The 22,660-nt window shown below is 52.5% G+C and carries 21 protein-coding genes; 11 read left to right on the forward strand and 10 right to left on the reverse strand.

Annotated features, from left to right (window positions below):
- Positions 1-37: 37 nt before the first annotated feature.
- Entirely contained in the window at positions 38-1,393 is a 1,356-nt protein-coding gene (gorA, locus tag IDSA_RS07940) for a glutathione-disulfide reductase (protein ID WP_034775807.1), read from the forward strand.
- 7 nt (positions 1,394-1,400) lie between these two features.
- Here the strand turns inward: gorA and IDSA_RS07945 are convergent, their stop codons facing one another.
- From IDSA_RS07945 to IDSA_RS11880, 4 genes are all read right to left on the reverse strand, one after another.
- On the reverse strand, positions 1,401-3,623 hold the full coding sequence (locus tag IDSA_RS07945) for a putative bifunctional diguanylate cyclase/phosphodiesterase (RefSeq protein WP_034775808.1): 2,223 nt from the start codon (positions 3,621-3,623) through the stop codon (positions 1,401-1,403).
- 93 nt (positions 3,624-3,716) lie between these two features.
- Positions 3,717-4,391 carry a DNA-3-methyladenine glycosylase I gene (locus IDSA_RS07950; protein WP_034775809.1) on the reverse strand — a complete coding sequence of 225 codons (675 nt, stop codon included), beginning with the start codon at positions 4,389-4,391 and terminating at the stop codon, positions 3,717-3,719.
- Complete coding sequence (locus IDSA_RS07955) at positions 4,391-4,948, reverse strand: GNAT family N-acetyltransferase (RefSeq protein ID WP_034775810.1); 558 nt, start codon at positions 4,946-4,948, stop codon at positions 4,391-4,393. The genes IDSA_RS07950 and IDSA_RS07955 overlap by 1 nt, the downstream gene beginning before the upstream one ends.
- A gap of 53 nt (positions 4,949-5,001) precedes the next feature.
- Complete coding sequence (locus IDSA_RS11880; RefSeq protein ID WP_051986171.1) at positions 5,002-5,463, reverse strand: phosphatase domain-containing protein; 462 nt, start codon at positions 5,461-5,463, stop codon at positions 5,002-5,004.
- 170 nt (positions 5,464-5,633) lie between these two features.
- Between IDSA_RS11880 and IDSA_RS07965 the strand changes: the two genes are divergently transcribed.
- Positions 5,634-6,152: an RNA polymerase sigma factor gene (locus tag IDSA_RS07965; protein ID WP_034775811.1), complete on the forward strand. Its 519-nt coding sequence runs from the start codon at positions 5,634-5,636 to the stop codon at positions 6,150-6,152.
- Between the two features lie 3 nt (positions 6,153-6,155).
- On the forward strand, positions 6,156-6,521 hold the full coding sequence (locus tag IDSA_RS07970) for a DUF6768 family protein (RefSeq protein ID WP_034775812.1): 366 nt from the start codon (positions 6,156-6,158) through the stop codon (positions 6,519-6,521).
- Between the two features lie 31 nt (positions 6,522-6,552).
- Here IDSA_RS07970 and IDSA_RS07975 read toward each other — a convergent pair whose 3' ends face one another.
- The 3 genes from IDSA_RS07975 to gdhA form a co-directional block, all read right to left on the reverse strand.
- Complete coding sequence (locus IDSA_RS07975) at positions 6,553-8,730, reverse strand: S46 family peptidase (protein WP_034775813.1); 2,178 nt, start codon at positions 8,728-8,730, stop codon at positions 6,553-6,555.
- Between the two features lie 163 nt (positions 8,731-8,893).
- Complete coding sequence (locus IDSA_RS12100; protein WP_156959154.1) at positions 8,894-9,040, reverse strand: hypothetical protein; 147 nt, start codon at positions 9,038-9,040, stop codon at positions 8,894-8,896.
- 67 nt (positions 9,041-9,107) lie between these two features.
- A complete protein-coding gene (gene gdhA, locus IDSA_RS07980; RefSeq protein ID WP_034775814.1) occupies positions 9,108-10,460 on the reverse strand; it encodes an NADP-specific glutamate dehydrogenase in 1,353 nt (450 codons plus the stop codon).
- A 318-nt stretch (positions 10,461-10,778) separates the two neighbouring features.
- Between gdhA and IDSA_RS07985 the strand changes: the two genes are divergently transcribed.
- Together IDSA_RS07985 and IDSA_RS07990 are read left to right on the forward strand one after the other, a co-directional pair.
- Complete coding sequence (locus tag IDSA_RS07985; protein ID WP_034775815.1) at positions 10,779-12,269, forward strand: SulP family inorganic anion transporter; 1,491 nt, start codon at positions 10,779-10,781, stop codon at positions 12,267-12,269.
- Between the two features lie 23 nt (positions 12,270-12,292).
- Positions 12,293-13,144 carry a universal stress protein gene (locus tag IDSA_RS07990; RefSeq protein ID WP_034775816.1) on the forward strand — a complete coding sequence of 284 codons (852 nt, stop codon included), beginning with the start codon at positions 12,293-12,295 and terminating at the stop codon, positions 13,142-13,144.
- Here the strand turns inward: IDSA_RS07990 and IDSA_RS11885 are convergent.
- The gene (locus IDSA_RS11885; RefSeq protein WP_051986172.1) at positions 13,131-14,810 is read right to left on the reverse strand and encodes a serine hydrolase; all 1,680 of its coding nucleotides are present in this window, start codon (positions 14,808-14,810) and stop codon (positions 13,131-13,133) included. The two genes, IDSA_RS07990 and IDSA_RS11885, sit on opposite strands and share 14 nt — an antisense overlap.
- 183 nt (positions 14,811-14,993) lie before the next feature.
- On the opposite strand from IDSA_RS11885, the gene IDSA_RS08000 reads away from it, so the two are divergent.
- The 3 genes from IDSA_RS08000 (at position 14,994) to IDSA_RS08010 (ending at position 18,503) form a co-directional block, all read left to right on the forward strand.
- A complete protein-coding gene (locus tag IDSA_RS08000) occupies positions 14,994-15,689 on the forward strand; it encodes a 2OG-Fe(II) oxygenase (protein WP_034775818.1) in 696 nt (231 codons plus the stop codon).
- Positions 15,690-15,794: 105 nt separating this feature from the next.
- Positions 15,795-17,474: an NAD-dependent malic enzyme gene (locus IDSA_RS08005; protein WP_034775820.1), complete on the forward strand. Its 1,680-nt coding sequence runs from the start codon at positions 15,795-15,797 to the stop codon at positions 17,472-17,474.
- 66 nt (positions 17,475-17,540) lie between these two features.
- Complete coding sequence (locus IDSA_RS08010) at positions 17,541-18,503, forward strand: hypothetical protein (protein WP_051986173.1); 963 nt, start codon at positions 17,541-17,543, stop codon at positions 18,501-18,503.
- On the opposite strand, the gene IDSA_RS08015 is transcribed toward IDSA_RS08010, so the two are convergent.
- On the reverse strand, positions 18,500-19,717 hold the full coding sequence (locus tag IDSA_RS08015; protein WP_034775821.1) for an Nramp family divalent metal transporter: 1,218 nt from the start codon (positions 19,715-19,717) through the stop codon (positions 18,500-18,502). The genes IDSA_RS08010 and IDSA_RS08015 overlap by 4 nt on opposite strands.
- Positions 19,718-19,852: 135 nt before the next feature.
- Between IDSA_RS08015 and IDSA_RS08020 the strand changes: the two genes are divergently transcribed.
- Both IDSA_RS08020 and IDSA_RS08025 read left to right on the forward strand, forming a co-directional pair.
- Entirely contained in the window at positions 19,853-20,311 is a 459-nt protein-coding gene (locus tag IDSA_RS08020) for a methylated-DNA--[protein]-cysteine S-methyltransferase (protein ID WP_034775822.1), read from the forward strand.
- 23 nt (positions 20,312-20,334) lie between these two features.
- Positions 20,335-20,685, forward strand: a complete 351-nt coding sequence (locus tag IDSA_RS08025) for a hypothetical protein (RefSeq protein WP_034775823.1) — start codon at positions 20,335-20,337, stop codon at positions 20,683-20,685.
- A gap of 10 nt (positions 20,686-20,695) precedes the next feature.
- Here IDSA_RS08025 and IDSA_RS08030 read toward each other — a convergent pair whose 3' ends face one another.
- Positions 20,696-21,607 carry a DUF3667 domain-containing protein gene (locus tag IDSA_RS08030; protein WP_034775824.1) on the reverse strand — a complete coding sequence of 304 codons (912 nt, stop codon included), beginning with the start codon at positions 21,605-21,607 and terminating at the stop codon, positions 20,696-20,698.
- A 149-nt stretch (positions 21,608-21,756) separates the two neighbouring features.
- Between IDSA_RS08030 and IDSA_RS08035 the strand changes: the two genes are divergently transcribed.
- Positions 21,757-22,653, forward strand: coding sequence for a MaoC/PaaZ C-terminal domain-containing protein (locus tag IDSA_RS08035; RefSeq protein WP_157980783.1), 897 nt, complete (start codon positions 21,757-21,759; stop codon positions 22,651-22,653).
- The last annotated feature ends 7 nt before the right edge of the window (positions 22,654-22,660 follow it).

The raw sequence follows: 22,660 nt of genomic DNA on the forward strand, positions 1-22,660 counted from the left end.
TATTTTGCTACTTTACCACGCAACAGGAGTACAAGGCATGGCCCGACATTTCGATTATTTGTCTATCGGCGCAGGTAGCGGCGGTATCGCTTCAGCTAACCGCGCAGCCATTCGCGGCGCGAAAGCCGCAGTAATCGAAGCCAAGGCTGTCGGTGGTACCTGTGTCAATGTGGGCTGTGTGCCCAAAAAGGTTATGTGGTATGGCGCCCACGTTGCTGAGGCAATCAAATACAGCAAAGCCTACGGTTTTGACCTTGAGCAAAAAGGTTTCGACTGGGGCCGTCTGGTACGCAACCGTGAAGCTTATATCGAACGCATCCACGGCGGCTACAAGCGCGGTTTTGAAAATAATGGCGTTGAGCTAATCGACGGTTTTGCCCGTTTTGTAGATGAACGCACCGTCGAAGTAAACGGCGAAAAAATCACCGCCGATCACATCACCATCGCTGTTGGTGGCCGCCCCATTATTCCCGAAATTCCTGGTGCCGAATATGGCATCGATTCCGACGGCTTTTTTGCACTTGAACAGCAGCCGGAAAAAGTGGTGGTCATCGGCGCCGGCTATATTGCTTTGGAAATCGCCGGCGTACTGAACGCACTGGGTTCAGAAACCCACTTATTGGTACGCGGCGATCGCCCATTACGCCATTTTGATGTGGATATCACCGATGCCTTGCTGGAGCGCATGGAAAAGGATGGGATGAATCTTGGCAAAGGATTCATTACCGATCGCATTGAAAAAGACGACGATGGCAAGCTGACTGTCTGCTCTAAAGACGGGGAGTCGATTACTGGCATCGATTGCGTGATCTGGGCCATTGGCCGCGAGCCGGCAACCGATAAAATTAATGCCGAAGCCGCTGGCGTGAAAGTCGATGCCATGGGCTATATCCGTACCGATGATTATCAGAATACCAACGTGAAAGGTATTTATGCCGTTGGCGATATCACCGGTGAAGCCCAGCTGACGCCGGTCGCAATTAAAGCGGGGCGCCTGCTGGCTGAGCGCTTGTTTAATCCGGCCTTAAGCGATGCCTGCATGGACTACAGCCAGATCCCAACCATAGTATTCAGCCACCCGCCAATTGGTACTGTAGGGCTTACCGAAGCCGAAGCCATCGCCGTGCATGGCAAAGAGGAAGTGAAAGTATATAAGTCACAGTTCGCTGCCATGTACAACGCCGTCACGCCCCACCGTGCCATGAGCACATTCAAGCTGGTTTGTTATGGCCCGGATGAAAAAGTCATCGGCATTCACGGGTTAGGTGAAGGCATGGATGAAATCCTGCAGGGCTTTGCGGTCGCCATGAAAATGGGCGCCACCAAGGCCGACTTCGACGCCACTATCGCCTTGCATCCAACCAGTGCTGAAGAATTTGTCACGCTGCGTTAGACACAGGTTAGTCGGGTAACTTGTCCGGGGTTGAATGTTCTTCAAGAAAGTTAAGAAATTCAGCTTCGGGCATGGGTTTGGAAATAAAATAGCCTTGTGCGAACCCACAGCCAAATTCAGCCAGCATTGCCAGGGTTTTGCCATCTTCTACTCCTTCCGCCACAGCGGTTAACCCAAGGTGCTCTGCAAGCACCAGGGTGGCCCGGACAATATTGCGGTTCTTCTTGTTATCGACCATACCGTCAACAAAGGAACGATCGATTTTCAGCTCCTGGATAGGGAACATACTCAGGTAAGCCAGCGAAGAATAACCGGTGCCGAAGTCATCGATAGAAACGTTGACACCCAGCTCTTTCAACTGCTGCAATACATCGCTGATGCACTCACTTTCATTCGAGAAACTGGTCTCGGTGAGCTCCAGTTTTAAGTCGCGAAAATCTCCCCCGTGTTGTTCAACGGTCCGCTTCATCCGCTCAAAGAAGTCAGGATCGGCAAGATCCAAAGTGGACACATTGACGCTGATGACAATCGGTCGATCCGCTCTCCGTAACTGTGCTGACAGACGCACCGCTTCATTAATCATCAGGTCCGTGACCTGAGAAACGAATCCCAGCTTTTCCACCAGCGGAATAAAGTCAACAGGAGAGAGCGCACCCAAGGTTGGATGCTGCCAGCGGACCAGTGCTTCAGCGCCAATAACCCGGTTACTTTCAATATTAATTTGCGGCTGAAAAACAGCGTACATACCTTCAAGAGAACGCAATCGGAATGCCGCGACTATCTCCACGTCTATCGGGTTTGGATCCATTGACTGGTCATAAACCACCCATTCTTCATATTCATGCAGCGCTTTGGAGAGCGCCAGGTCGGCGCGGGCTAGCAAGGTTTCGCTGGTTGTGCCATGTTGAGGGAAATACGCTGAACCTGCCGCAAATTGCGTATAAGGCATTTTTTCGCTCTGGGTAGATGCTATCGAGCTGAAAAAACGTCTTACTTCATCGCGGTCTGAAAATAATGCAAAAATTCCCCGGCCAAAATAGCATGAGGGGCCATCAACCTCAGCTTTCAGTTGACTGGTAATGTGCTGAATGAGTTCTTTCGAGTAGGACTGCCCCAGGGTGCCCCTCACTTCGTGCAGGGATACCAGTTTGAATACTAACAGCTCACAGTCTGCCGGGCACTCCGCCAGTCTCTTTTCTACCAACTGCGCGAAATAATGAGGCCGTGCCAGACCGGTTTCAGTTTCGCAGTTCGCCACATATCGGGTTTCGTCTTCGGAGCGAAGCGCGCGCTTTACGGCCGTTTCCAGTTCGTTGGTTTTGCTGGTTACCCGCTTTCTTAATGTCCAGGACCAAAGGAATAAGGTCATCATCAGCAAAATCGCCGTAATAGCTGTATAGCCAATGTAAAATGGGACCTGTATAAAGGATTCGCTACCGGGTCGTATTTGAGACTCCCACTTTTCATATACTTGCAGATAATCTTCGGAAGTCAGCGTTAAACTCAGCGAACTCTGCAACCATAAATACAAACCTTCGCGATCCTGCTTTACCGCAAAGGCATAGCTGCGTGGCCAGAAAGGCGGACTCACCGCCAAAAGCGGCAAATCCAGATTATCAATCAAAATTTCTGCTGTCGGCTCCGCTATAATCGCGCAGTCTGCCAGCCCGTTAAGAACCGCATGGAGAGCTTCTGCAGTACCGGCGGCAAGGACAATTTCGCCCCCAAAGTTTTGCGCGACTAGCTGTTCATGAGCAAAGGACCGCTCTTCAACTGCTATTCGTTGCCCTGCGAAATCCTCGGGACCACGAACCGGAGCATGTGACGATGGCCCGTAGATAGCATGGTTGAGAACGTAGAACGGGGTAGTAAAGCGGAAAAGCGCTTCGCGCTCTGGTGAGATAAACATAGCGGCGACATCGACTTCACCTTCTTGTAGCGCTCGGACTGTATCGCGCCATTCGCCCAGTCTGTAATCAACCGGGACCGAACCCTTCGCACTAATCGCCCGGGCAAGGTCAATATTAAATCCCCGGGGGCCGCTACCGCTTGACCATTCAAAGGGAGGGTAAGCTGAGTCGCCGGCGAAGATGACTTTATCTTGTGGGATACCTGAGGTTTTACTTGCTGATACCGGTACCAGTATAATTTGCAGTATCAGGATGATGCCAAAAAAGCGTGTTGTATTCCGCCACCCAGAACTGCCGGGATCTACGTTCGAAGTGCCCATAGTCAACGTCCCTAACACGTGTTTCCCTGATATACGTCTAGTATAGACATAAAAATCACTTTATTTCTATGTTGCTTTATTGTTAAAAATAAACTAACGAACGGCGTCCAGGGTGCAGGAGAGGATTTTCGAAAGGTGACTGTATGGCAATCCGGTTTCGGCATGCCATTGATTGAAGGCTTTCTGCGCCTGCAACAGGCCTTTCTTGCTGGTCGGTGAGGCATCCATGAGGTTATGGTTTTCGAGGGCAGTCACCACGTCGGCGGATAAAACAAAACCGTCGTAGCCGACGCGGCGGAGAAAGTACTGTGCGGTCACACCGCCTAACCGGGAGCCACTATTTTTTAACCAGATCAGTAACTCGGCCTGATCGCTTGAGGGCCACTGGCTAAGAAAACGGCCAAAGCTGCCATATTCTTCGCTGGCCTCAACAATCATGCGGGCGTTGAGCGGGACGGTGTCGATTTTTTGCATGTTGCGTACGATACGTTCATCGCCGCTCAGGGCATCCAGCCGCTCCGGCGGCACCTGCTGCCAGTACACCGGTACAAAACCGCTGAAGGCCGCCTCAAAACCCGGCCATTTATGGTCGATGATGCGCCAGACAAAACCAGCCCGGAATACGCAGCGAGTTATTTCCGCCAGATAAAAACTGTCGTCGCGCGCTTCGAGCTCAGCCTTTGTGGCAATCATGGGTAGACGCTTTTGTAACGCCTCCTCGCCACCGCTACGGGCAACCGCACGCTCATAAAAGTAAGCAAATTTCATCAGGAAACCGCCTTCACTTGCTGTTCGTAATGGACCACGTCGAACTCGCCGAGGGGATCTTTATGCTGAAACTGGCGCACGAAGTCCATGCCGAGCTTCTTCATAATATTGATAGACCCTTCGTTTTCCGGGTGCGCCACCGCCGAAAAGCGTTTAATCGAATGATCTTGTGCGGCCAGAAAATTTGCTACATGGCGCGCTGCCTCAGTGGCGTATCCTTGTCCCCAGGTATGTTGTTTAAAGCGCCAGCCCAGCTCGATGTTGGTATCGTCTCGTTCATCGGAAAAGAAAAACATGGGACGCACTAAAATAAAACCGATAAAAACATTATCAGCCAGCGTAGCGACCTGCCATAGCCCCCAGCCTTTGTCAGGATTCCGGTATTTTTGCATGCGCGGAATAAATATCGAAGTGATGTCGTCGCGGCTGGGTACCCGACCCGGCGTTATATAGCGCATAACTTCGGGGTTCTGATCCAGTTCATACATAATGTCGCCATCAGTTTCGTCCATCAGGCGAAAAGACAGACGTGCGGAGTTGCGGATTGTTACCGGCATGATTGTTCTTCTCTAACTGTTATTTGGGAAGCATTATAACGGCTTACTCTATTTCAGGAACCTGTGGGATCTATTTTTGGCTGCTCAAATTGTAAGCAAGTTATTCCGCGCCGCCGCCACATATCCACCACACTCTGCCGGTCGTCGACAACAAAAGCAATCTCGTTACCTGCCGAAAGTAATTCATCGAGCGCTTCTTCCTTGATGACATGATCCGCCCGGTAATCACTCCGCTTTCTCATAATAAGCTCATCAAAAGACACCCCGTTCCAGACCAGCCACTGTTCGGTGAGTTTGCGATACTTCTCAGGCCGGCCGGTAAGAATAATACTGCGGTGGGTCGAGGAAGATGACACCATGATATAGAGCTCAAGGATGGGCTTATTAATGATATCTTCGCCCATTGCCGCAAAAAATTCCCGCCAGTTTTTACTGTCTTGTTCCAGAATCGGCCGCCGATGTTCAACGTTCGCCAGAGTACCGTCCAGATCAAATATCACGAGTTTCTTTGCCACGCCGCTCTCCTTCGCTACAACTCACACTGTTCTTTTTCGCTGCTACTGACAGTATAGTTAAAAGCCGCGCAACAGCATCAATAGGCATTTTTTCATTATTGCGCGAACCTTTCGCTAAGATGACTCGTCTTGTTGGTGGGACGCATCAAACAACCAGGTTAAGAACCTTCATGCAGCAGGCACAGATTGATTTACTGGTACTGGCATTTCAGCAAGGCGAGAAACGCGCCTATAGCTTGCTGTATCAGTATTTCACTCCGGGGCTACGCCGTTTTGCCGGCTATCGGGTCAGCAGTCAGGCAGTCGCTGATGATTTAGTTCAGAACGTCTGGATTAAAGTCGCTCGGCGGGTACATAAACTAAATGACGTTCGTGTTTTCCAGAGCTGGCTTTATCGTGCTTTACGCTGGGAAATTAGTGACTGGCGCAAGTCTGCCGCTGAACAGCGCCATGCCGGCGACGACGCGCTGGCAGACATTGCCGCCGACGGCCAGTCGGAGCCGGAGCGGATTCCCAGACTACTGGAAGCGCTCAAGCCCGAAGAGCGAGAAATAGTGGAGCTTTTTTACCTGCATGAATTCAGCCTGCAAGCCATTTCACTAACTCTTGAATTACCGCTGGGTACAGTGAAATCGCGTTTGCATCGGGCGCGCCAACAGTTACAGACGTTTTATAGTGAGGGAGATTAGGTTATGAGCATCGACGATAAAATTAAACGGGACTTGTCCGAGCAAGCACAGGAGCTCGATCGCATGATGGCAGATGATCGGGGATTATTTGAACACCTTGCCGCTGGCTTCAGGCCCGGTATGCGCTGGGTGATGGTAGTCGGTTATTTACTGGCTATTCTGTTAACTGTCGCCATGGTCTACGCCGGCTATCATTTTCTGACGACAACGGGAGATGAGCGGGTGCTTTGGGGTGTGCTTTTTCTGACGGCACTGATCATGCAAGTGACAACAAAACTCTGGATCTGGATAGAGTCAAATCGCAAATCCATGTTGCTCGAACTGAAACGTCTGGAGTTGCGGCTGCTAAGTCAGCAGCGAACCTCGTAAGCGAGGTTCGCTGCCACTCCGAGGTTAACCTTTAGTTGGCTTGCGCTACACCCATTTCTTCGAGCAGGTGGTGGGCACCGTCAACCATTTGCATCTGCCACAGCATGAAGCGGGAATCGACCTGAATCGAACGAGTATTGTCGAGGTTGAAATCCCAGTCCGAAATGATCGAATCGAGCGTACCGTCAAAGGCCAGGCCGACCAGTTCGCCCCGGCCGTTCAGTACGGCTGAGCCTGAGTTACCACCAGTGATATCCAGGGTGGCCAGAAAATTAACTGGTACGGAGTTCAGTGCAGCCACGCCGTACGGCCCGTAGTTTTTCGCGGCAATCGCGTCCAGCTGCGCCTGGGGTGCATTGAATTCCCCTTCGCCGGTGGCTTTCTGAGTAATACCCCGTAACGTAGTGAAGGCAGTCCAGGCGGTACCATCATGAGTGCCGTGGCCGCGACCGGCTACGTTGCCATAGGTAACGCGTAAGGTGCTGTTGGCATCAGGATAAACCGCCTGACCTTTTGACTGCATGAAGGCGATTTTAGCGCGCATGTAGCTGGCATAGGCCTGCTGAATCTTACCCGCCAGTTCTTCATCAGCGGCTTCTTGCGCCCGATCACCAGGATAGAGTGCCACAGCAGCCTGGAGGAAAGGGTCATTGCTGTCAGCAAACTGCCCCGGGGCACTGTCCAGCAACGCCGTGCGGGTTGCTAGGTCAGTTAAACCAGTGTTGTCATACCAGCTGTTGATTAGCGCAACCAGTTCAACTTTGGTCATGCCGTCGGTGAGGCCCAAGGCCTGATCAAAATCGGCATCACGCTGCGCTTTCGGCTGTGCCAGGTAGTTGGTCAGGTTATGCAGATCCAGAGCTTTTTCCACTTCAACAGCAAAAGTACGATCCAGACCCGTTACATAAGACTTAAAGCGCGGTAAATCCCGCTGCTGATAGCCTGCTTTACGTTCCGCATCAGGTTTGGTTTGTTCCTGAGCTAAGCGGTAAAGCGCACGGGCTGTACCCAGCAAACGCGGTCGCGCGTTATCCAGCAGGTAATCCGCACGGGCTTGCGCTTGTTGCTGCTGTAACAGCGTTTCGATAGCTTCCAGATCAGCCGCATAGGCATCCCGGTTGGCTTGAGTGCTGGTGGCCCAAGCTTTCAGCGCTGTATGTTCAGCGTTTTTACGCTCCAGCAAATCGGTCTGACCGTAGCTGTCGAGCATGCCCTGACGGTTCTTCAGGTAGTTATTCAGGCCCGCCACACGGCTGGCATATTTCAGCTGAGCATCTTTATTGTCCTGCGTGGCGTCGGCAATAACCGCCAATGTCGCCGCATAGTGACTCACCGTATTGGGGTAGCTCCACTCAAAGGTGTTGCTGACTTCCGATGGCAACCGATGTCGGTTGGTACGGCCGGGATAGCCCAACGCCATCACAAAATCACCCTCTTCCAGCGGCTCCGCGGCCAGCTTCAGATGAAAATCAGGCGTATAGGGCACGTTGTCTTCGTGGAAGTCAGCTGACTTGCCTTCAGGGCTCACGTAGGCGCGATAGAACGAATAATCGCCGGTGTGGCGCGGCCACATCCAGTTGTCCGTATCACCACCGAACTTGCCGACACCTTCAGCTGGTGCGTGCACTAAACGGACATCTTTTATTTCCAGCTGTTTAATCAGGTAATACTCAAGGCTGCCGTAGTAGGCAGCCACGCTGCAGCGGTGACCTTCATCCTGCTCACATTCGGCAACCAGCGCTTTCTGATTATTTTCAATGGCGTCAACGCGGGCTTTGCCGCTCAGGGCATCGGTTTTCTCATCAATGATGTTAGCGGTAACATTATCGACCGCTTTGGTAACGTAAATGCGGCTGCCAGGTGAGGCAGACACTTCATCAGCCATAGTCGCGGCTAAAAAACCTTTGGCCAGCAAATCGTTTTCCGGCGTCGAGTTGTAGGCAATGCTGTTGTAAACACAATGGTGATTAGTTGCTACCAGGCCTTGTGGCGATACAAAAGACGCAGAGCAACCGCCCAGGCTTACTACCGCGCCCATGGGGAATTCCGTCAGCTCAGTCAGATCATTTGGATCCAGTTCTAAACCCGCGGCTTTCAGCTCAGCGGCAATGGCCGGAAGTTGCTGCGGCATCCACATGCCTTCATCAGCTGCTGCATAGGTGCTGGCTAGTGCCGGGAACAATGCCAGAAGTAACAATGATTTTTTCATAAGTGCTCTTAGTAGAGTGAAGCGCAGATAACGCGCGAAATAAAGACTGGCAAGCATCATTGGCAGAAGCGGATATTTTGTCAATCAGGGAAATGTAAATAACTGCGACAAAAACAAAAAGAGCCGCACTAATGCGGCTCTTTTTATCTTTCCGGGCGTCGAATCAACGGTTCGCGCGGTCGCCCCGGTCGTGCTCTTTTTCTTTCTCACGCTCTTCAGCGCGACGCGCTTCTTCATCTTTGGCTTTCGCCAGTTCTTCACGTTTTTTCTTGGTGTCCGGTCTTGGTAACGGGTCGTTAGGATGTGCCATAAGTACCTCCTTTAACTATCTACACACTTTAAGCCTAGTAAAAAGTTTGCCGCTTCGCTAGCGCCTGTCAGACCACGCCCTGATCGATCATGGCATCAGCTACCCGCCGGAAGCCGGCAATATTGGCACCCAGAGCCAGGTTATGTGGTGAGCCGAACTCTTCTGCGGTATTTTTAGCATCGCGGAAAACATTACGCGTGATGTCCTGCAGTTTTTCATCCACTTCAGCAAAGCTCCAGCGCAACATGCTGGCGTTCTGAGCCATTTCGAGTTGACTGGTCGCTACGCCACCGGCGTTCGCTGCTTTGCCCGGCCCATAGGCGATTTTCGCATCAATAAATTTATCGATAGCGCCTTCCGTGGAGGGCATATTGGCTCCTTCAGCGACTGCAATACAACCGTTGCTCAGCAAGGCTTCAGCATCGTCTGCGGTAAGCTCATTTTGCGTAGCACAAGGGAAGGCCGCCTGGCCTTCATAGCGCCATACCGAATGGCCGTTTTCTGGATACTCGTCGCGGGGCGTGTACTCCGCATCGGGGTGGCAGTCGACATATTCAGTGAGCCGTCCGGAACGGACCTCTTTTATTTCTTTGAGCGTTTCAACGTTGATACCGTGTTTATGATAGATAGTGCCACCGGAGTCCGAACAGGTGACCGGCTTGGCACCCAAAGCGAACAGTTTTTCGATGGTATAGATGGCAACGTTTCCGGAGCCCGAAACTAAACAAATCTTATGTTTCAGACTTTCACTGCGCGCTTCAAGCATGCAGCAGGCAAAATAGGCCACGCCGTAGCCGGTTGCCTGCTTACGCACCAGCGAACCACCCCAGAGTGTACTTTTACCGGTGAGCACCCCATCAAAGCTGTTCGCCAGGCGTTTGTACTGACCAAACATGTAGCCGATCTCGCGGGTACCTACGCCGATATCGCCCGCGGGCACATCTGTGGTTGGCCCGATATGCCGATACAGTTCGTTCATGAATGACTGGCAAAAGCGCATGATTTCGCTGTTCGATTTGCCCTTAGGATCAAAGTTAGCGCCGCCCTTGCCGCCACCGATTGGCAGGCCGGTCAGGGCATTCTTAAAAATCTGTTCAAACCCGAGAAACTTGATGATGCTGCCGTTGACACTGGGGTGGAAGCGCAGCCCGCCCTTATATGGTCCCAGCGCTGAATTAAATTCGACGCGGTAGCCCTTATTAACCTGGATCTTGCCTTTATCATCCACCCACGGCACCCGGAACATGATCTGTCGTTCCGGCTCAACCAGACGTTCAATAATTGAGTGCTCCTGATATTTCGGATGGTTCTCCAGCAAGGGAGCCAGCGATTCGAGAACTTCTTCCACCGCCTGGTAAAACTCACATTGCGCCGGACTGGATTTCTTGAGTTTCTCGATCGTGTCATGGATATAGGACATATAGTGGCACCCGATTAAATATAATGAATGATTAGGCTCGTTTCGTAGCTTTCTAACCTATTGTTTGTAGTCGATAACCCGGTATCTTACAAGCTTTCTTGGTGGTCCCCAGTTTGCATGTACTATACTGTTGCGGTAGTATGCGCGCGCCGTCGCACTGACGATAACCTTTATCATAACCCTGAAGAGATACATTACAGCATGCAGATAACGCCACCCTAGCGTTCCGCCCCCCTACTGCTGACTGAGTCATCCACGACTCAGGTTTTTCTGTATCCGTTTATTCTGTTTTTTTTGACTAAAAAGTGAATCCAATTCATGTTCAAGACCATTCAACAAAGCTGGTTTTCTAACATCCGTGGTGATTTGTTAGCCGGTATTGTGGTTGCCCTGGCGCTTATTCCGGAAGCAATCGCGTTCTCTATCATCGCTGGCGTAGATCCAAAAGTCGGGCTCTATGCATCTTTCTGTATTTCAGTCGTGATCGCTTTTGCCGGCGGCCGGCCGGGTATGATCAGTGCTGCCACCGGCGCCATGGCACTACTAATGGTGACGCTGGTAAAAGATCATGGCCTGGAATACCTGCTGGCAGCCACTTTGCTAACGGGTTTGCTGCAGATGGGTGCTGGCTACCTGAAAATGGGTTCACTGATGCGCTTTGTATCGCGCTCGGTGGTAACCGGCTTCGTTAACGCGCTCGCTATCCTCATTTTCATGGCGCAGTTGCCGGAACTGACGAATGTGACCTGGCATGTCTATGCCATGACCGTAGCGGGGCTGGGCATTATCTATTTATTTCCGTACGTACCAGTGATCGGCAAGGCATTGCCGTCGCCGCTGGTCTGTATCGTGGTGCTTACCCTGGTCGCAATTTTCCTGAACCTGGATATTCGCAATGTCGGTGATATGGGCGAACTGCCTGATACCCTGCCGATTTTCTTATGGCCGGACGTACCGCTTAATCTGGAAACCCTGATGATTATTCTGCCCTACTCGGTCGCTTTGGCTGCAGTGGGCTTACTGGAATCCATGATGACGGCAACCATAGTGGACGATCTGACCGACACCAACAGTGATAAGAACCGCGAGTGTAAAGGTCAGGGCGTAGCCAATATTGGCGCCGGACTGCTAGGCGGTATGGCCGGTTGCGCCATGATCGGCCAGTCCATTATTAACATCAAATCAGGTGGCCGGACCCGCTTGTCGACTTTCGCGGCTGGTATCTTCCTACTGATCATGATTCTGGTACTTGATAAATGGTTGACGCAGATCCCAATGGCCGCGTTAGTCGCTGTTATGATCATGGTTGCTATCGGTACCTTTAGCTGGGATTCTATCCGCAAGATGAAGAAGCATCCGCTGTCGACCAACATTGTGATGGTAACGACCGTGGTGGTGGTGGTTGCCACCCACAACCTGGCCCTTGGGGTTGGGGTTGGGGTGCTGCTGGCGGCAGTATTCTTTGCCAATAAGATCGGCCACTTTATGCATGTGCAGTCGACTATCGATAAGGACGGTCTCGAGCGTACTTACCAGGTCGTCGGGCAGGTGTTCTTCAGTTCATCAGATAAATTTGTCGATGCCTTTGACTTCAAAGAAGCTGTTGATCGGGTGGTGATTGATCTGACCCGCGCTCACTTCTGGGATATCACAGCAGTCGCGGCGCTGGACAAAGTAGTGATTAAATTCCGTCGCGAAGGTGCTGAAGTTGAAGTGCGCGGCCTGAACGAAGCCAGCGCGACCATTGTGGATCGCTTTGGTGTACACGATAAACCCGATGCCGGACAAGACATTATGGGCGGCCACTAGGCGAACACTGAGGAGACAAGACAATGACGAATGTAGTTGGATGTATCGATGGTTCTGCGGCCGCTACCGCCGTTTGTGATTACTCTGCCTGGGCAGCTTTACAGCTGGACGCGCCCTTAATGTTATTGCATGTACTGGATCTGAACCGCTATCCGGTGGCGCCTGATGTCACCGGTAATATCGGCCTGGGCAGCCGTGAACATTTGCTGGAAGAGCTGGCAGAGCTTGACGCTCAGCGCGCCAAGGTAGCACTCAAAGAAGGGCACGTGATGCTGGAAGCGGCAGAAAGCCGGGCACGCGAAGACGGAATCGCAAATATTCAGCTGCGCCAGCGTCATGGCGACCTGTCTGATACGTTGCAAGAGATGGAAGGTGATATCCGGCTGGTGGTATTGGGCTTGCACGGCGAAGATAGCAGCGATAAGCCGCAACACATTGGCAGTCAGCTGGAAACCGTTATCCGCACGCTGCACCGTCCTATCCTGCTCACACCTTTCTCATTTTCAGCGCCAGCTAGTGCAATGCTGGCTTTTGACGGCAGCGCGACCACCCGCAAGGGCGTGGAGATGTTAGCTAAAAGTCCGCTGTTTAAAGGGATGCCGGTGCACGTGGTCATGGTCGACGCGGATACCAGCGACAACTGGGAAAAGCTGAAGTGGGCGGAGCAACAACTGGCGGAAAACGGCCATGAAGTGCACATTGCGTTGCGCGCCGGCGACGTTGAGCCCACCCTGCATGCTTATCAGGCTGAGCACAACATCGACATCATGGTGATGGGCGCCTACGGCCATTCCCGGATCCGTCAGTTTTTAGTCGGCAGCACCACATCCAGCATGCTGCAGGCCAGCAAAAGCCCGATGCTTATTCTACGCTAGTGACCCGGGGTGCCGGCAGTTGCTGACCACCCTGGTGCAGCGTTAACGCTGTTGCCGGGCCTTCGGCAGGCACCTCAAATACCATCTTTATACCGTATTGGTCGTTGAACAGTATCGCTGCTGACTCGGCGAGCACCGGGAAAGCCCCTTGCCCGGTTGCCTGCGCGGTCAGGCCGTCATCCGTATCGCGGATGGTGATAATAAAGCCTGGTTGCAACTGGTAGTCACCCAATAACCGGGCTTTTTGCTCAGCGGTCAGGTCCACGGTTTCGCGCTGCGTGATTTCATCGCTTATTTTCTCCGCGAATTCCGGTTCACTACTACCCTGCTGATAAAAGTTAACACCTGTCACTTGTCCCGCTTCATCGCGGACAATGTCAAAGTAAACCACAGAATGCTCCATTACGAAGCGATCCGGTGTTACCGGATAGGCGAGTGATTCAGAACCACCCTGGCGCTGACTGACTAACTGGCCATCTTTTACTTTGAGCGTACGGGTGGTCTGCTCATTGATACGATAGGTCCCTTCAATCGGCTGTAACTGCTCAGTTGATAACTCAATACGCGGCTGTTCTACCGGATAAGGTTTACCTGCAGCAATCGCAGCCAGCCGATGTGCAACAACGCCCGGAGCTGGCGAATAGCCAACATAATTGGTCAGCACCACGACCGATATCTCCTGCTCCGGCATCCATAACGCATAGGTTGAGAAGCCGTGAATTCCGCCGCCATGTTCAAGCACCGGCCAGCCCCGCACCGAGCCGTTTTGCAGACCGTATGCATAAGGCCCGGATACCTCACTGGGTGCAATCATTCGCTGATACAACTCGTCGGGAAGCACGTTGCCGGTATGCAGCGCATATTGCCATTTGTCGACCTCGGCTGCGGTCGCGGACAGCGCACCTGCGGCATGAGGTTGGCTCATACTTAACCAGGGCGCATTAATCGGCCCCTCTGCGCTCAGGTGATAGCCGTGCACCCGGCCAGGTACCACCTGTTGGTCAGGGTAAAAATCAGTTTTGCTGATACCCTGCGGCTGCAGCAGCTTATCCGCAATATACTGATGCCAGGGCATATCAGTCAGTTCTTCAATAATGGCCCCGAGCAGCACATAGCCCGAATTGTTGTAACGCCATTCAGCACCGGGCGCGAAATCTACCGGCAGCTCGCTGAAGGTGGCAATGAGCTCGTCCGTGGTAAGATCGCGTCGGATGCGCTCATCCATCATATAACCAGGGATACTGGTGTAACTGGCTATCCCTGACGTGTGGTTTAATAACTGATGAACGGTCACATCGCCATAACCACTGTCGGGCCACCAGCGCGAAACCGGGTCCTCAAGTTCAAGCTTGCCTTCATCAATCAGCGTTAAGATAGCTGCCGAGGTGTACTGTTTGGTGACAGACGCCAGACGGAAGATATGGTCAGGTTGCACCCGTACCTGCATTTCTAAATCGGCCATACCCTGAGCGCCGGCATAAATCACCTCTCCGCCCTTCGATACCACTACCGTGGCACCCGGCAGATCGGGCTGATACACCGACTGCACCAGGGTTTTAAGCGCTTCAACTTGCTCGGCGTTGGTTGCTTCCGGCTGGGCTGACAGCGGATATCCATAAGCCATCAGGGTGATAGCAGCGGCAACGAATACATGTGGTAGTTTCATGACTGATTCTCTCTTCATTCTGGCTAACGTCGGGCTAACCTTATTCAGCTGAGCTTTCAGAATAGAGCATCTTCCGGCAACAAGGGTGTTATTTCACCAATGAATTGTAACTAATTGTTGGATCCAGTTACTATCAGTCGACAGGCATTAAAAACACACCAACTAACCAGCCAGGACAAGCTTGTGACCGCAGATTTTATTGAAGTTTACGATGACGCCCTGCCCCCGGAGTTCTGTCAGCGATTTGTTGAAGTTTTCGACCGTAGTCCGCATAAAAATCCGGGCCGCACCGGCAGTGGCGTGGACACCACGAAAAAAGTCAGTGACGACTTGTATCTGAACCAGCACCCGGAATACGAAACCTATCTTGAGGTGATCCGCAACGCCACCCGCAAGCATGCCGTCGCCTATTTTAAGAAGTACCGTTTTGCTTTGATTGCACCGGTCGCGCTGCAAATCCGCCATCCCAAAACCGGTGAGCCGGTTAATCTGACTCACGAAAATTTCGACGAAGTGGCGGCCGGCAATGAAGAAGCTTACATGCAGCTGCTTTATCGCCTTGGCCCTATCCAGGCCCAGCGTTACAGGCGTGGCGAGGGCAATTACAATTACTGGCATTGCGAAGTTTACCCTGAGAAGCAGGGGGTTGAGGCCTTGCATCGAACGCTACTCTTTATGTTTTACCTCAATGATGTCGGTGAAGGTGGCAGTACCGACTTTTATTACCAGCAACGCAGCATCAGCCCCAAACAGGGTCGGATGGTCATTGCCCCGGGCTATTTCACGCATACACACCGGGGCACCGTGCCCGTATCCAATGACAAGTATATTCTGACCAGTTGGATCCTCATGAATCCGGGCAATCAGCTGTTTACCTAGAAAAACAAGCTCAGCAGCAGGCAAGGATGCCAGCATTTCCATGTGCGATGCCGATTTTTTTGCAATAATAGAAGGCATTAGTTTGTAGCGTATGGAGAGTGATTCATGAAGGATCCGTTGTATATTACTTATGCAGGCCCGAATCTGCTGGAAACCCCGTTATTAAATAAAGGTAGTGCCTTCAGCCATGAAGAGCGCGCTGAATTTAATCTGACCGGCCTGTTACCGCCGCGCTACGAGACCGTGGAAGAACAGCTTGAGCGTTGCTACCGACAGTATTCCAGTTTTGATACCGCGATTAACAAGCATATTTATCTGCGGGCTATTCAGGATAACAACGAAACATTATTTTACCGGTTGCTGCAGGATAACCTCGAAGAGATGATGCCGATCATCTATACGCCAACGGTAGGAGATGCCTGTGAGCAATTTTCTGATATCTACCGCAGCGCCCGGGGCCTGTTCTTGTCGTACGAAGGACGTGACCATCTGGACGATATCCTCCATAACGCCACCAAACGCAAAGTCAAAGTGATCGTCGTCACCGACGGCGAGCGCATTCTCGGGCTTGGCGATCAGGGTATCGGTGGTATGGGCATCCCCATCGGTAAACTGAGTTTATATACCGCCTGTGGCGGCATCAGCCCGGCCTATACGCTGCCGGTATGTCTGGATGTGGGTACCAATAACAAGAAGCTACTGGAAGACCCTATGTACATGGGGGCGCGCCATGAACGCATCAGTCAGGATGAGTACATGGATTTTGTTGATCAATTTATGCATGCGGTACGGCGGCGCTGGCCCGAAGCCATGATTCAGTTTGAGGATTTTGCGCAGCCCAACGCCATGCCTATTTTGCGAAAATATCGCGATGAGTTTCTCTGCTTCAATGACGATATCCAGGGCACTGCGGCAGTGACTGTAGGTACGCTGCTGGCTGCCTGTAAAACCAAAAATACCAAACTAAGCGAGCAGCGCGTTGCCTTTGTCGGGGCAGGTTCTGCCGGCTGCGGCATTGCTGAACAGGTGATTCAGCAGATGGTCAACGAAGGTCTGACCGATGAAGAGGCGCGCAGCCGTATTTTCATGGTAGACCGGCTGGGGCTGCTGGTGGAAGGGCACCCGGATCTTTATGACTTTCAGCAAGCGCTGGTGCAACCGCGTGAACGTATCGCAGACTGGGAGCACAGCGGTGAGTACCCATCGCTGGTGGATGTAATGCACTGCGCCAAACCCGGCATACTCATCGGCGTTTCCGGTCAGCCTGGATTGTTTACTGAACAGGTTATCCGGGCCATGCATCAGTACACCAGCCAGCCAATTATTTTCCCGCTTTCTAACCCCTCGCGCCAGGTTGAGGCCCACCCAGCGCACGTGATTGAGTGGACCGATGGCGATGCGATTCTGGCAACCGGCAGCCCGTTTGAGCCAATTACTTATAAGGGTAAGTTTTATCCGATAGCTCAGTGCAATAACAGTTATATTTTCCCTGGCATCGGACTGGGCGTTCTTTCTGCCAAAGCCAGCCGGATCAGCGATGAAATGATGATAGCGGCAAGCTCGGCGCTGGCCGAAGCGTCGCCCCGGGTTACGGGTGAGAGCGAACATTTACTGCCACCGATTACAGGGATTGCTAAGCTTAGTAAAGAGATTGCTTTTGCTGTGGCTAAAGTTGCGCAGCAACAGGGATTTGCTTTAGAAATCAGTGATGAAACCTTACAAAGCCGCATTGATAAAAATTTCTGGGATCCTGAATACCGACGTTATAAACGGGTTAGCATTTAACAAATATTAACTGGTTAGTTGTCAGGTTTCCTTGTATCGTCGAGAGAAGGACAGGGAGGAGGCTGAATGTATTACCGCGTGTTATCGCTAAGCTTGGTTCTACTCTGCAGTGCGGTTATACCGGCTCAGGCTCAGAACGAAGACGATACCGATCAGCAGCAACCAGCACTAATCGATAGTTTTCGGACAGGGCTTAAAAATACGGTCGACCGCAGTGCGCTGTGGATCGATTCGCTATTTGCTGAAGAGGTTGATCCTGCTGATTATCCTGGCAGCTATGGCAGCCTGACTATCAGCCCGGTATGGGACGAACATGATGGCTTCGAAATTGATTCCAGCTTCCGGGCCAATCTGGTTTTCCCCCATGCCGAAAAGCGGCTTTCCGCCATTATCGGCCGCGGCAATTTTGATGACTTCATCAACGACACCCAACAAACCCGTCCTACGGTGATTCGCCGTAATGACCCTGACGAAGAATGGATGGTTGGCCTGGGTTTCGACCCTTACGTTGAAGCTGATCATAGCCTGTCATTCGGCGCCGGCTTCCGCGGTGGACTGGATCTCGACCCTTATGTACGGGCTCGTTATCGCTACGGGACGATTCTTGGTGACGCCAGCGAAATGACCCTGCAGTCAGTGGGTTTCTGGCGTGACAGCGATGGTTTTGGTATCGCCCAGACGATTGAGCACGAGAAAATGTTCAGTGAGCGCTGGTTTAATAAATTCTGGATCCGCGGCACCTTTGCCGAACGCACTGATGGTGTGCGCTGGCATGCCTCAAACAAGCTCTACTTCATGTACCACCCCGAACGCGCCGTCGGCGGCGAAGTGTGGTGGTACGGTGAAACCCGCCACGAAGTTCCGATGCAGGACTACGGCTTGCGCGCTCTGCATCGCAGCCGCTTCAAGCGCGAATGGCTGTTCCTCGAGGGATGGGTTGGGGTCCACTGGCCGCGCGAACTGCTCACCGACCCGCGCAAACCACGCTGGATCGTTGGCGTCGAGCTTGAAATGCTATTTGGCAATTAGCCCAGCCAGCCAAAGGCACTGGCTAAGCTTCGCAGGCCGAGCCCCACCGCAATCAGACAAACCACCCCACCCAGCAGGTTCTGACTCATCGAATTACGATAGCTGCCCAGCCGCGGCTGATTACAAACCCATAGCAGAAACAGCGCAATAATCGGCAGCAATAAGCCATTTGCTACCTGCGCGAACCAAATCACACTCACCGGCCGGATGCCCAGCGAGGCAATGGTTATTCCGATAATGAGTATGGCCAGCCAGGTCAGCCGGAACGGCCAGCTCTTCAAATCACGCGGATAGCCGAGCACCCCGCTCAGTGCATAAGCGGAAGCCAGTGGTGCCGTCATTGCGGATGAAATACCTGCTGCGAACAGACCGGTTGCCATAAACCAGGTCGCTGCATCGCCGAACAACGGGTGCAGTGACTGGCCTAAATCAGCAGCTCCTTCCAGACTCACAGCGCGACCAAAAAATGCTGACGCTGCCGTGGCGACAATGGCCACCGAAATCAGCCCGCCGACAGGAATAGCGATCAGCAGGTCGCGGCGCGCTGCGGGTAGCTGATCGGCCGACTGCCACCGCTGTGCAGCACTGGACGCATGTAAAAACAAATTGTATGGCACCACCGTGGTACCGATCAGCGCCACCACTGTCAGTATGCTGCCAACCGGCAGCGAAGGGATAAACAGGCCGGTTAGCAGGGGCCCCCAGTCAGGGCGAGTAAGGATAAAGGTCGCGATAAAGGCAACGCTCATCAGCGCTACCAGGCCGATCAATACCCGCTCAATCAGCCGGTAACTGCCAATCCATAAAATAATCCCCGCCAGAATGCCAAGCGCCAGTGGCGTGAGCCCCCTGGCCTGATCGGAGCCAATGAGATCACTGATTCCTAAACTGGCGCCAGTGAGGTTACCACCCTGGTAGACACTGTTACCGACCACGATAGCGGCCAGCACCAGGGCCACAGCCAGCCAGCGCAATACCGGCCGGGTTATCGCTGCGCGGATATTCTCGCCGAGCCCCTGCTGAGTAACGACGCCTAAGCGTGCCGCCATCTCTTGTAATACCATGGTCGCCAGTACCGAAAATACCAGCGCCCACAACAGGGCATAACCGAAATTCGCGCCGGCCAGTGTGGCCGTCACCACGGTTCCGGGGCCGATAAAAGCCGCCGCAACCAGTGCTGCGGGGCCTACGCTGTAACGTGCTTGCCTGGCCATAATCCACCTTCTTATTAGTCGCTGTGTGGTTAATAATCCCCAACTATATGGTGGTTTACTTTTACTGTCGATGCGCTTTGGCCGGTTATAGTTCATAATAGAGACAGATTCTGCACTTCGATTATGAGGTTTTGTATGTATCAGGCCAGTCTGGATTCTCCGTTAGGGCCCGTCACGGTATGTAGTGATGGCGAAGCGATTTGCCAGGTCAGCTTTGACCAGTCCGGGGCCACTGGCAAAACCTCATGCACTGTATTAGATCGTGCTTTAGAGCAACTTGAAGCCTACTTTCAGGGACGCCTACAGCAGTTCGACCTGCCGCTGCGACCCCGGGGCACTGCCTTTCAACAACAGGTCTGGCAGCAACTAAATACCATTGGCTTTGGTAAGCTCGCCAGTTACGGTGATATCGCCCGGGCTATTCAGAACCCCAAAGGCGTACGCGCCGTTGGCATGGCAAACAGTCGTAACCCACTGGGAATTATCATCCCCTGTCATCGTGTTATCGGTAGCAACGGTACCCTTACAGGTTATGCCGGCGGACTCGATAAAAAGGTCTGGCTGCTGCGACATGAAGGCAGCTGGCAGAAATAACAGGCAACAATAGGGAATTCATCATGACAACATTTTTTAAGATAGTAATACTGGCTGCACTGAGCCTGGGTTTAATCAGCACGGTATTGGCGCAGGATTCCAACGCGCAGCAGGGTCAGGAGCGCGCAGAAGAGGCAAAAGAGCAGGCTGAAAAAGCCAAATCTGAAGCCGAACGGCGCCGCGAAAGAATCGCCGAGGCCCGGGAAAAGATAAAAGCTGAACAGGAAGAGCGTAAAGCGGAGCGCAAGGCTCAGCGCGAACGCCTGAAAGAAAAGGCCAAAGAGAATAAAGCCAGAGAGAAAGAGCAAGCCAAAGAAAAAGAACAAGAAGCCAAAAAGAAAAAAGATGACACCAAGGATGACGACAACAACTAACCTGTCGTTATCAGGCGGTCATTACGCCAATAATCACCATGGCCACAAAGGCCAGGCTCAGAAGCCCCACATAGCCCAGGGCTGATAGCGCGAACTTAATCAGGGTTCTTCCCCAACCCTGATTATAGAAAAGCTTCTGGGTGAAGAGCATGTAGGTCGCCATCCAGATCAGCAGGATGTTCTCGGTCCAGTCAGCAATCTGATCAAACACCCTGATCCCGGTATTGGCCGTCAGCCAGTCTGCGGCTTGCGAAACAATCGTCAGGATAGTCAGCGACAACAATAAGAACGCATGGGTATGCAGTGCCACCGTCAGATGCTCCAGATAGTAGCGACGCTGGAATACATAAATAATTTTCAGATAAAGCGCCCAGAAAGGCATCATCAACAGGATAATCTGCGGCGCCAGAGATACCAGCTTCTGCACCAGCACCTGCGGATGCTGGGACAGATAAGCCAGCTTTTCTTTTAATTTTGCTTCATCTTCTTCGGTAAGAAATGGCAGGCTGATCCTGGCATCCGCGAATTCCACATCAAGCATCGGGGGCGCGTTGTCAGTCATCGCCGCTTCGGCACTCTGAGCAGCGGCAGCAGGCGGCGTAAGCGCCTCGTAGTCGATGGTTAGCGACAGCACCAGAAACGCGATCAGCGAAATAAAGAAGTACAACCGCAAAGGCGGAACATAGGCTGCATGGCGCCCTTTTACGAACTCTTTTGATAAGAACCCAGGCCGCAACATTAACCCGTTCAATGTTCGGTAGAAACGCGAATCCCAATGGCCTATTTCACCGAACAGGTTGCCGACCACCGCAAAGATACTACGCAGATAGAGTTGGTTCTGCTGACCACACTGATGGCAGTATTCGCCCTGTAGCTGGGTATCGCAATTTCTACATTGCTCAAGCTGAGGTTGGGTGTTCATCGGTTAAATTTCCGTAATGGTGAACAGAGGTTTGTCCTGACCGAAGGCAAGTCCGTGTATACTACCTAATGAAATTGATGCTAGCCAGGATTGCCTGTCAAAGTCAAAAATATGTTATATTGGCATCAGTGTACGCGAGGATAGCTCATATGCAGATGGAACCACCTAGTCACTTACCAAATCTTCCGGGAATGTTTTTTCGTTCCCTGTTTACTGTTGCGCGTAACGATCAGCAAACAGCGGCGGCAAGTGAGTTAAAGGGAACCTACCAGGCGCCTGCATTCAACCGCGAACAGTTAAAACGTTACCATCAGGCATTTGGTGGTTTTGTCAGCAGCGTTCCGCTCACCCTGATGTATTGCCTGGCACAACGGGCCCACCTGGCACAAATGCTTGATGAGCGCTTCCCCTGGCCGGCCCCTGGCCTGGTTCACGTCAGCAATAGTCTGGAACAGCATGCGCCGGTTACCGCCGATATTGATTTTGTCATGCAAGCCAGCATCCAGTTACCTGAGCGTGGCCCGACCGTTTCAGCCCGGCGTTTGCGGCCGGTGTTTGTGGTGGAGTTCTGGCAGGATGGCACCCATGTAGCCACTTGCATCAGCGAATATCAGGTACGTCCGAAGCAGGCAGCACGCACCCCGAAACCCCGGGAAAAGAAGTCCGCCGTTCCACCAGGCGAAAGCTGGCAGGCGGTGAAGAGCTGGTCACTTGATGCGACCACCAGCCGGCAGTATGCCCGCTTATCAGGTGATTTTAATCCCATCCACCTTCATCCGCTGTTATCGCGCTGGTTCGGCTTTGAACAGCCGATTATTCACGGCATGTATATGGCCGCACGCGCTCACGCTGAAATTGAACGGCAGACCGGTCAGGCGATCAGAAAAATTGATGTGGCTTTTAAGCGTCCGGTAGCCTTACCGGCGAAAATTACCTTATGGCAACAGCCAGCTCAAAGTGAACTGGCTGGCAACTACCAGATTTGCGGAGCCGACGACGACCTGCAACGTCTGGAAGGTCGCTTCGAACTCCACGAAGCCCAGTAAACCGGCC

It is taken from the genome of Pseudidiomarina salinarum, assembly GCF_000753715.1.
Lineage (GTDB): Bacteria > Pseudomonadota > Gammaproteobacteria > Enterobacterales > Alteromonadaceae > Pseudidiomarina > Pseudidiomarina salinarum.

Excerpts from the sequence above, each read along its gene's own strand:
- IDSA_RS07970 (WP_034775812.1), top strand. The coding sequence starts at position 6,156 with ATGAGCATCGACGATAAAATTAAACGGGACTTGTCCGAGCAAGCACAG.
- IDSA_RS08020 (WP_034775822.1), top strand. The coding sequence starts at position 19,853 with ATGTATCAGGCCAGTCTGGATTCTCCGTTAGGGCCCGTCACGGTATGT.
- IDSA_RS07950 (WP_034775809.1), bottom strand. The coding sequence starts at position 4,391 with ATGAAATTTGCTTACTTTTATGAGCGTGCGGTTGCCCGTAGCGGTGGC.
- IDSA_RS08010 (WP_051986173.1), top strand. The coding sequence starts at position 17,541 with ATGTATTACCGCGTGTTATCGCTAAGCTTGGTTCTACTCTGCAGTGCG.
- gdhA (WP_034775814.1), bottom strand. The coding sequence starts at position 10,460 with ATGTCCTATATCCATGACACGATCGAGAAACTCAAGAAATCCAGTCCG.
- IDSA_RS07965 (WP_034775811.1), top strand. The coding sequence starts at position 5,634 with ATGCAGCAGGCACAGATTGATTTACTGGTACTGGCATTTCAGCAAGGC.
- IDSA_RS07975 (WP_034775813.1), bottom strand. The coding sequence starts at position 8,730 with ATGAAAAAATCATTGTTACTTCTGGCATTGTTCCCGGCACTAGCCAGC.
- IDSA_RS08035 (WP_157980783.1), top strand. The coding sequence starts at position 21,757 with ATGCAGATGGAACCACCTAGTCACTTACCAAATCTTCCGGGAATGTTT.
- IDSA_RS07990 (WP_034775816.1), top strand. The coding sequence starts at position 12,293 with ATGACGAATGTAGTTGGATGTATCGATGGTTCTGCGGCCGCTACCGCC.
- IDSA_RS08005 (WP_034775820.1), top strand. The coding sequence starts at position 15,795 with ATGAAGGATCCGTTGTATATTACTTATGCAGGCCCGAATCTGCTGGAA.
- IDSA_RS08025 (WP_034775823.1), top strand. The coding sequence starts at position 20,335 with ATGACAACATTTTTTAAGATAGTAATACTGGCTGCACTGAGCCTGGGT.
- IDSA_RS07955 (WP_034775810.1), bottom strand. The coding sequence starts at position 4,948 with ATGCCGGTAACAATCCGCAACTCCGCACGTCTGTCTTTTCGCCTGATG.
- IDSA_RS07985 (WP_034775815.1), top strand. The coding sequence starts at position 10,779 with ATGTTCAAGACCATTCAACAAAGCTGGTTTTCTAACATCCGTGGTGAT.
- gorA (WP_034775807.1), top strand. The coding sequence starts at position 38 with ATGGCCCGACATTTCGATTATTTGTCTATCGGCGCAGGTAGCGGCGGT.
- IDSA_RS11885 (WP_051986172.1), bottom strand. The coding sequence starts at position 14,810 with ATGAAACTACCACATGTATTCGTTGCCGCTGCTATCACCCTGATGGCT.
- IDSA_RS08030 (WP_034775824.1), bottom strand. The coding sequence starts at position 21,607 with ATGAACACCCAACCTCAGCTTGAGCAATGTAGAAATTGCGATACCCAG.
- IDSA_RS07945 (WP_034775808.1), bottom strand. The coding sequence starts at position 3,623 with ATGGGCACTTCGAACGTAGATCCCGGCAGTTCTGGGTGGCGGAATACA.
- IDSA_RS12100 (WP_156959154.1), bottom strand. The coding sequence starts at position 9,040 with ATGGCACATCCTAACGACCCGTTACCAAGACCGGACACCAAGAAAAAA.
- IDSA_RS08015 (WP_034775821.1), bottom strand. The coding sequence starts at position 19,717 with ATGGCCAGGCAAGCACGTTACAGCGTAGGCCCCGCAGCACTGGTTGCG.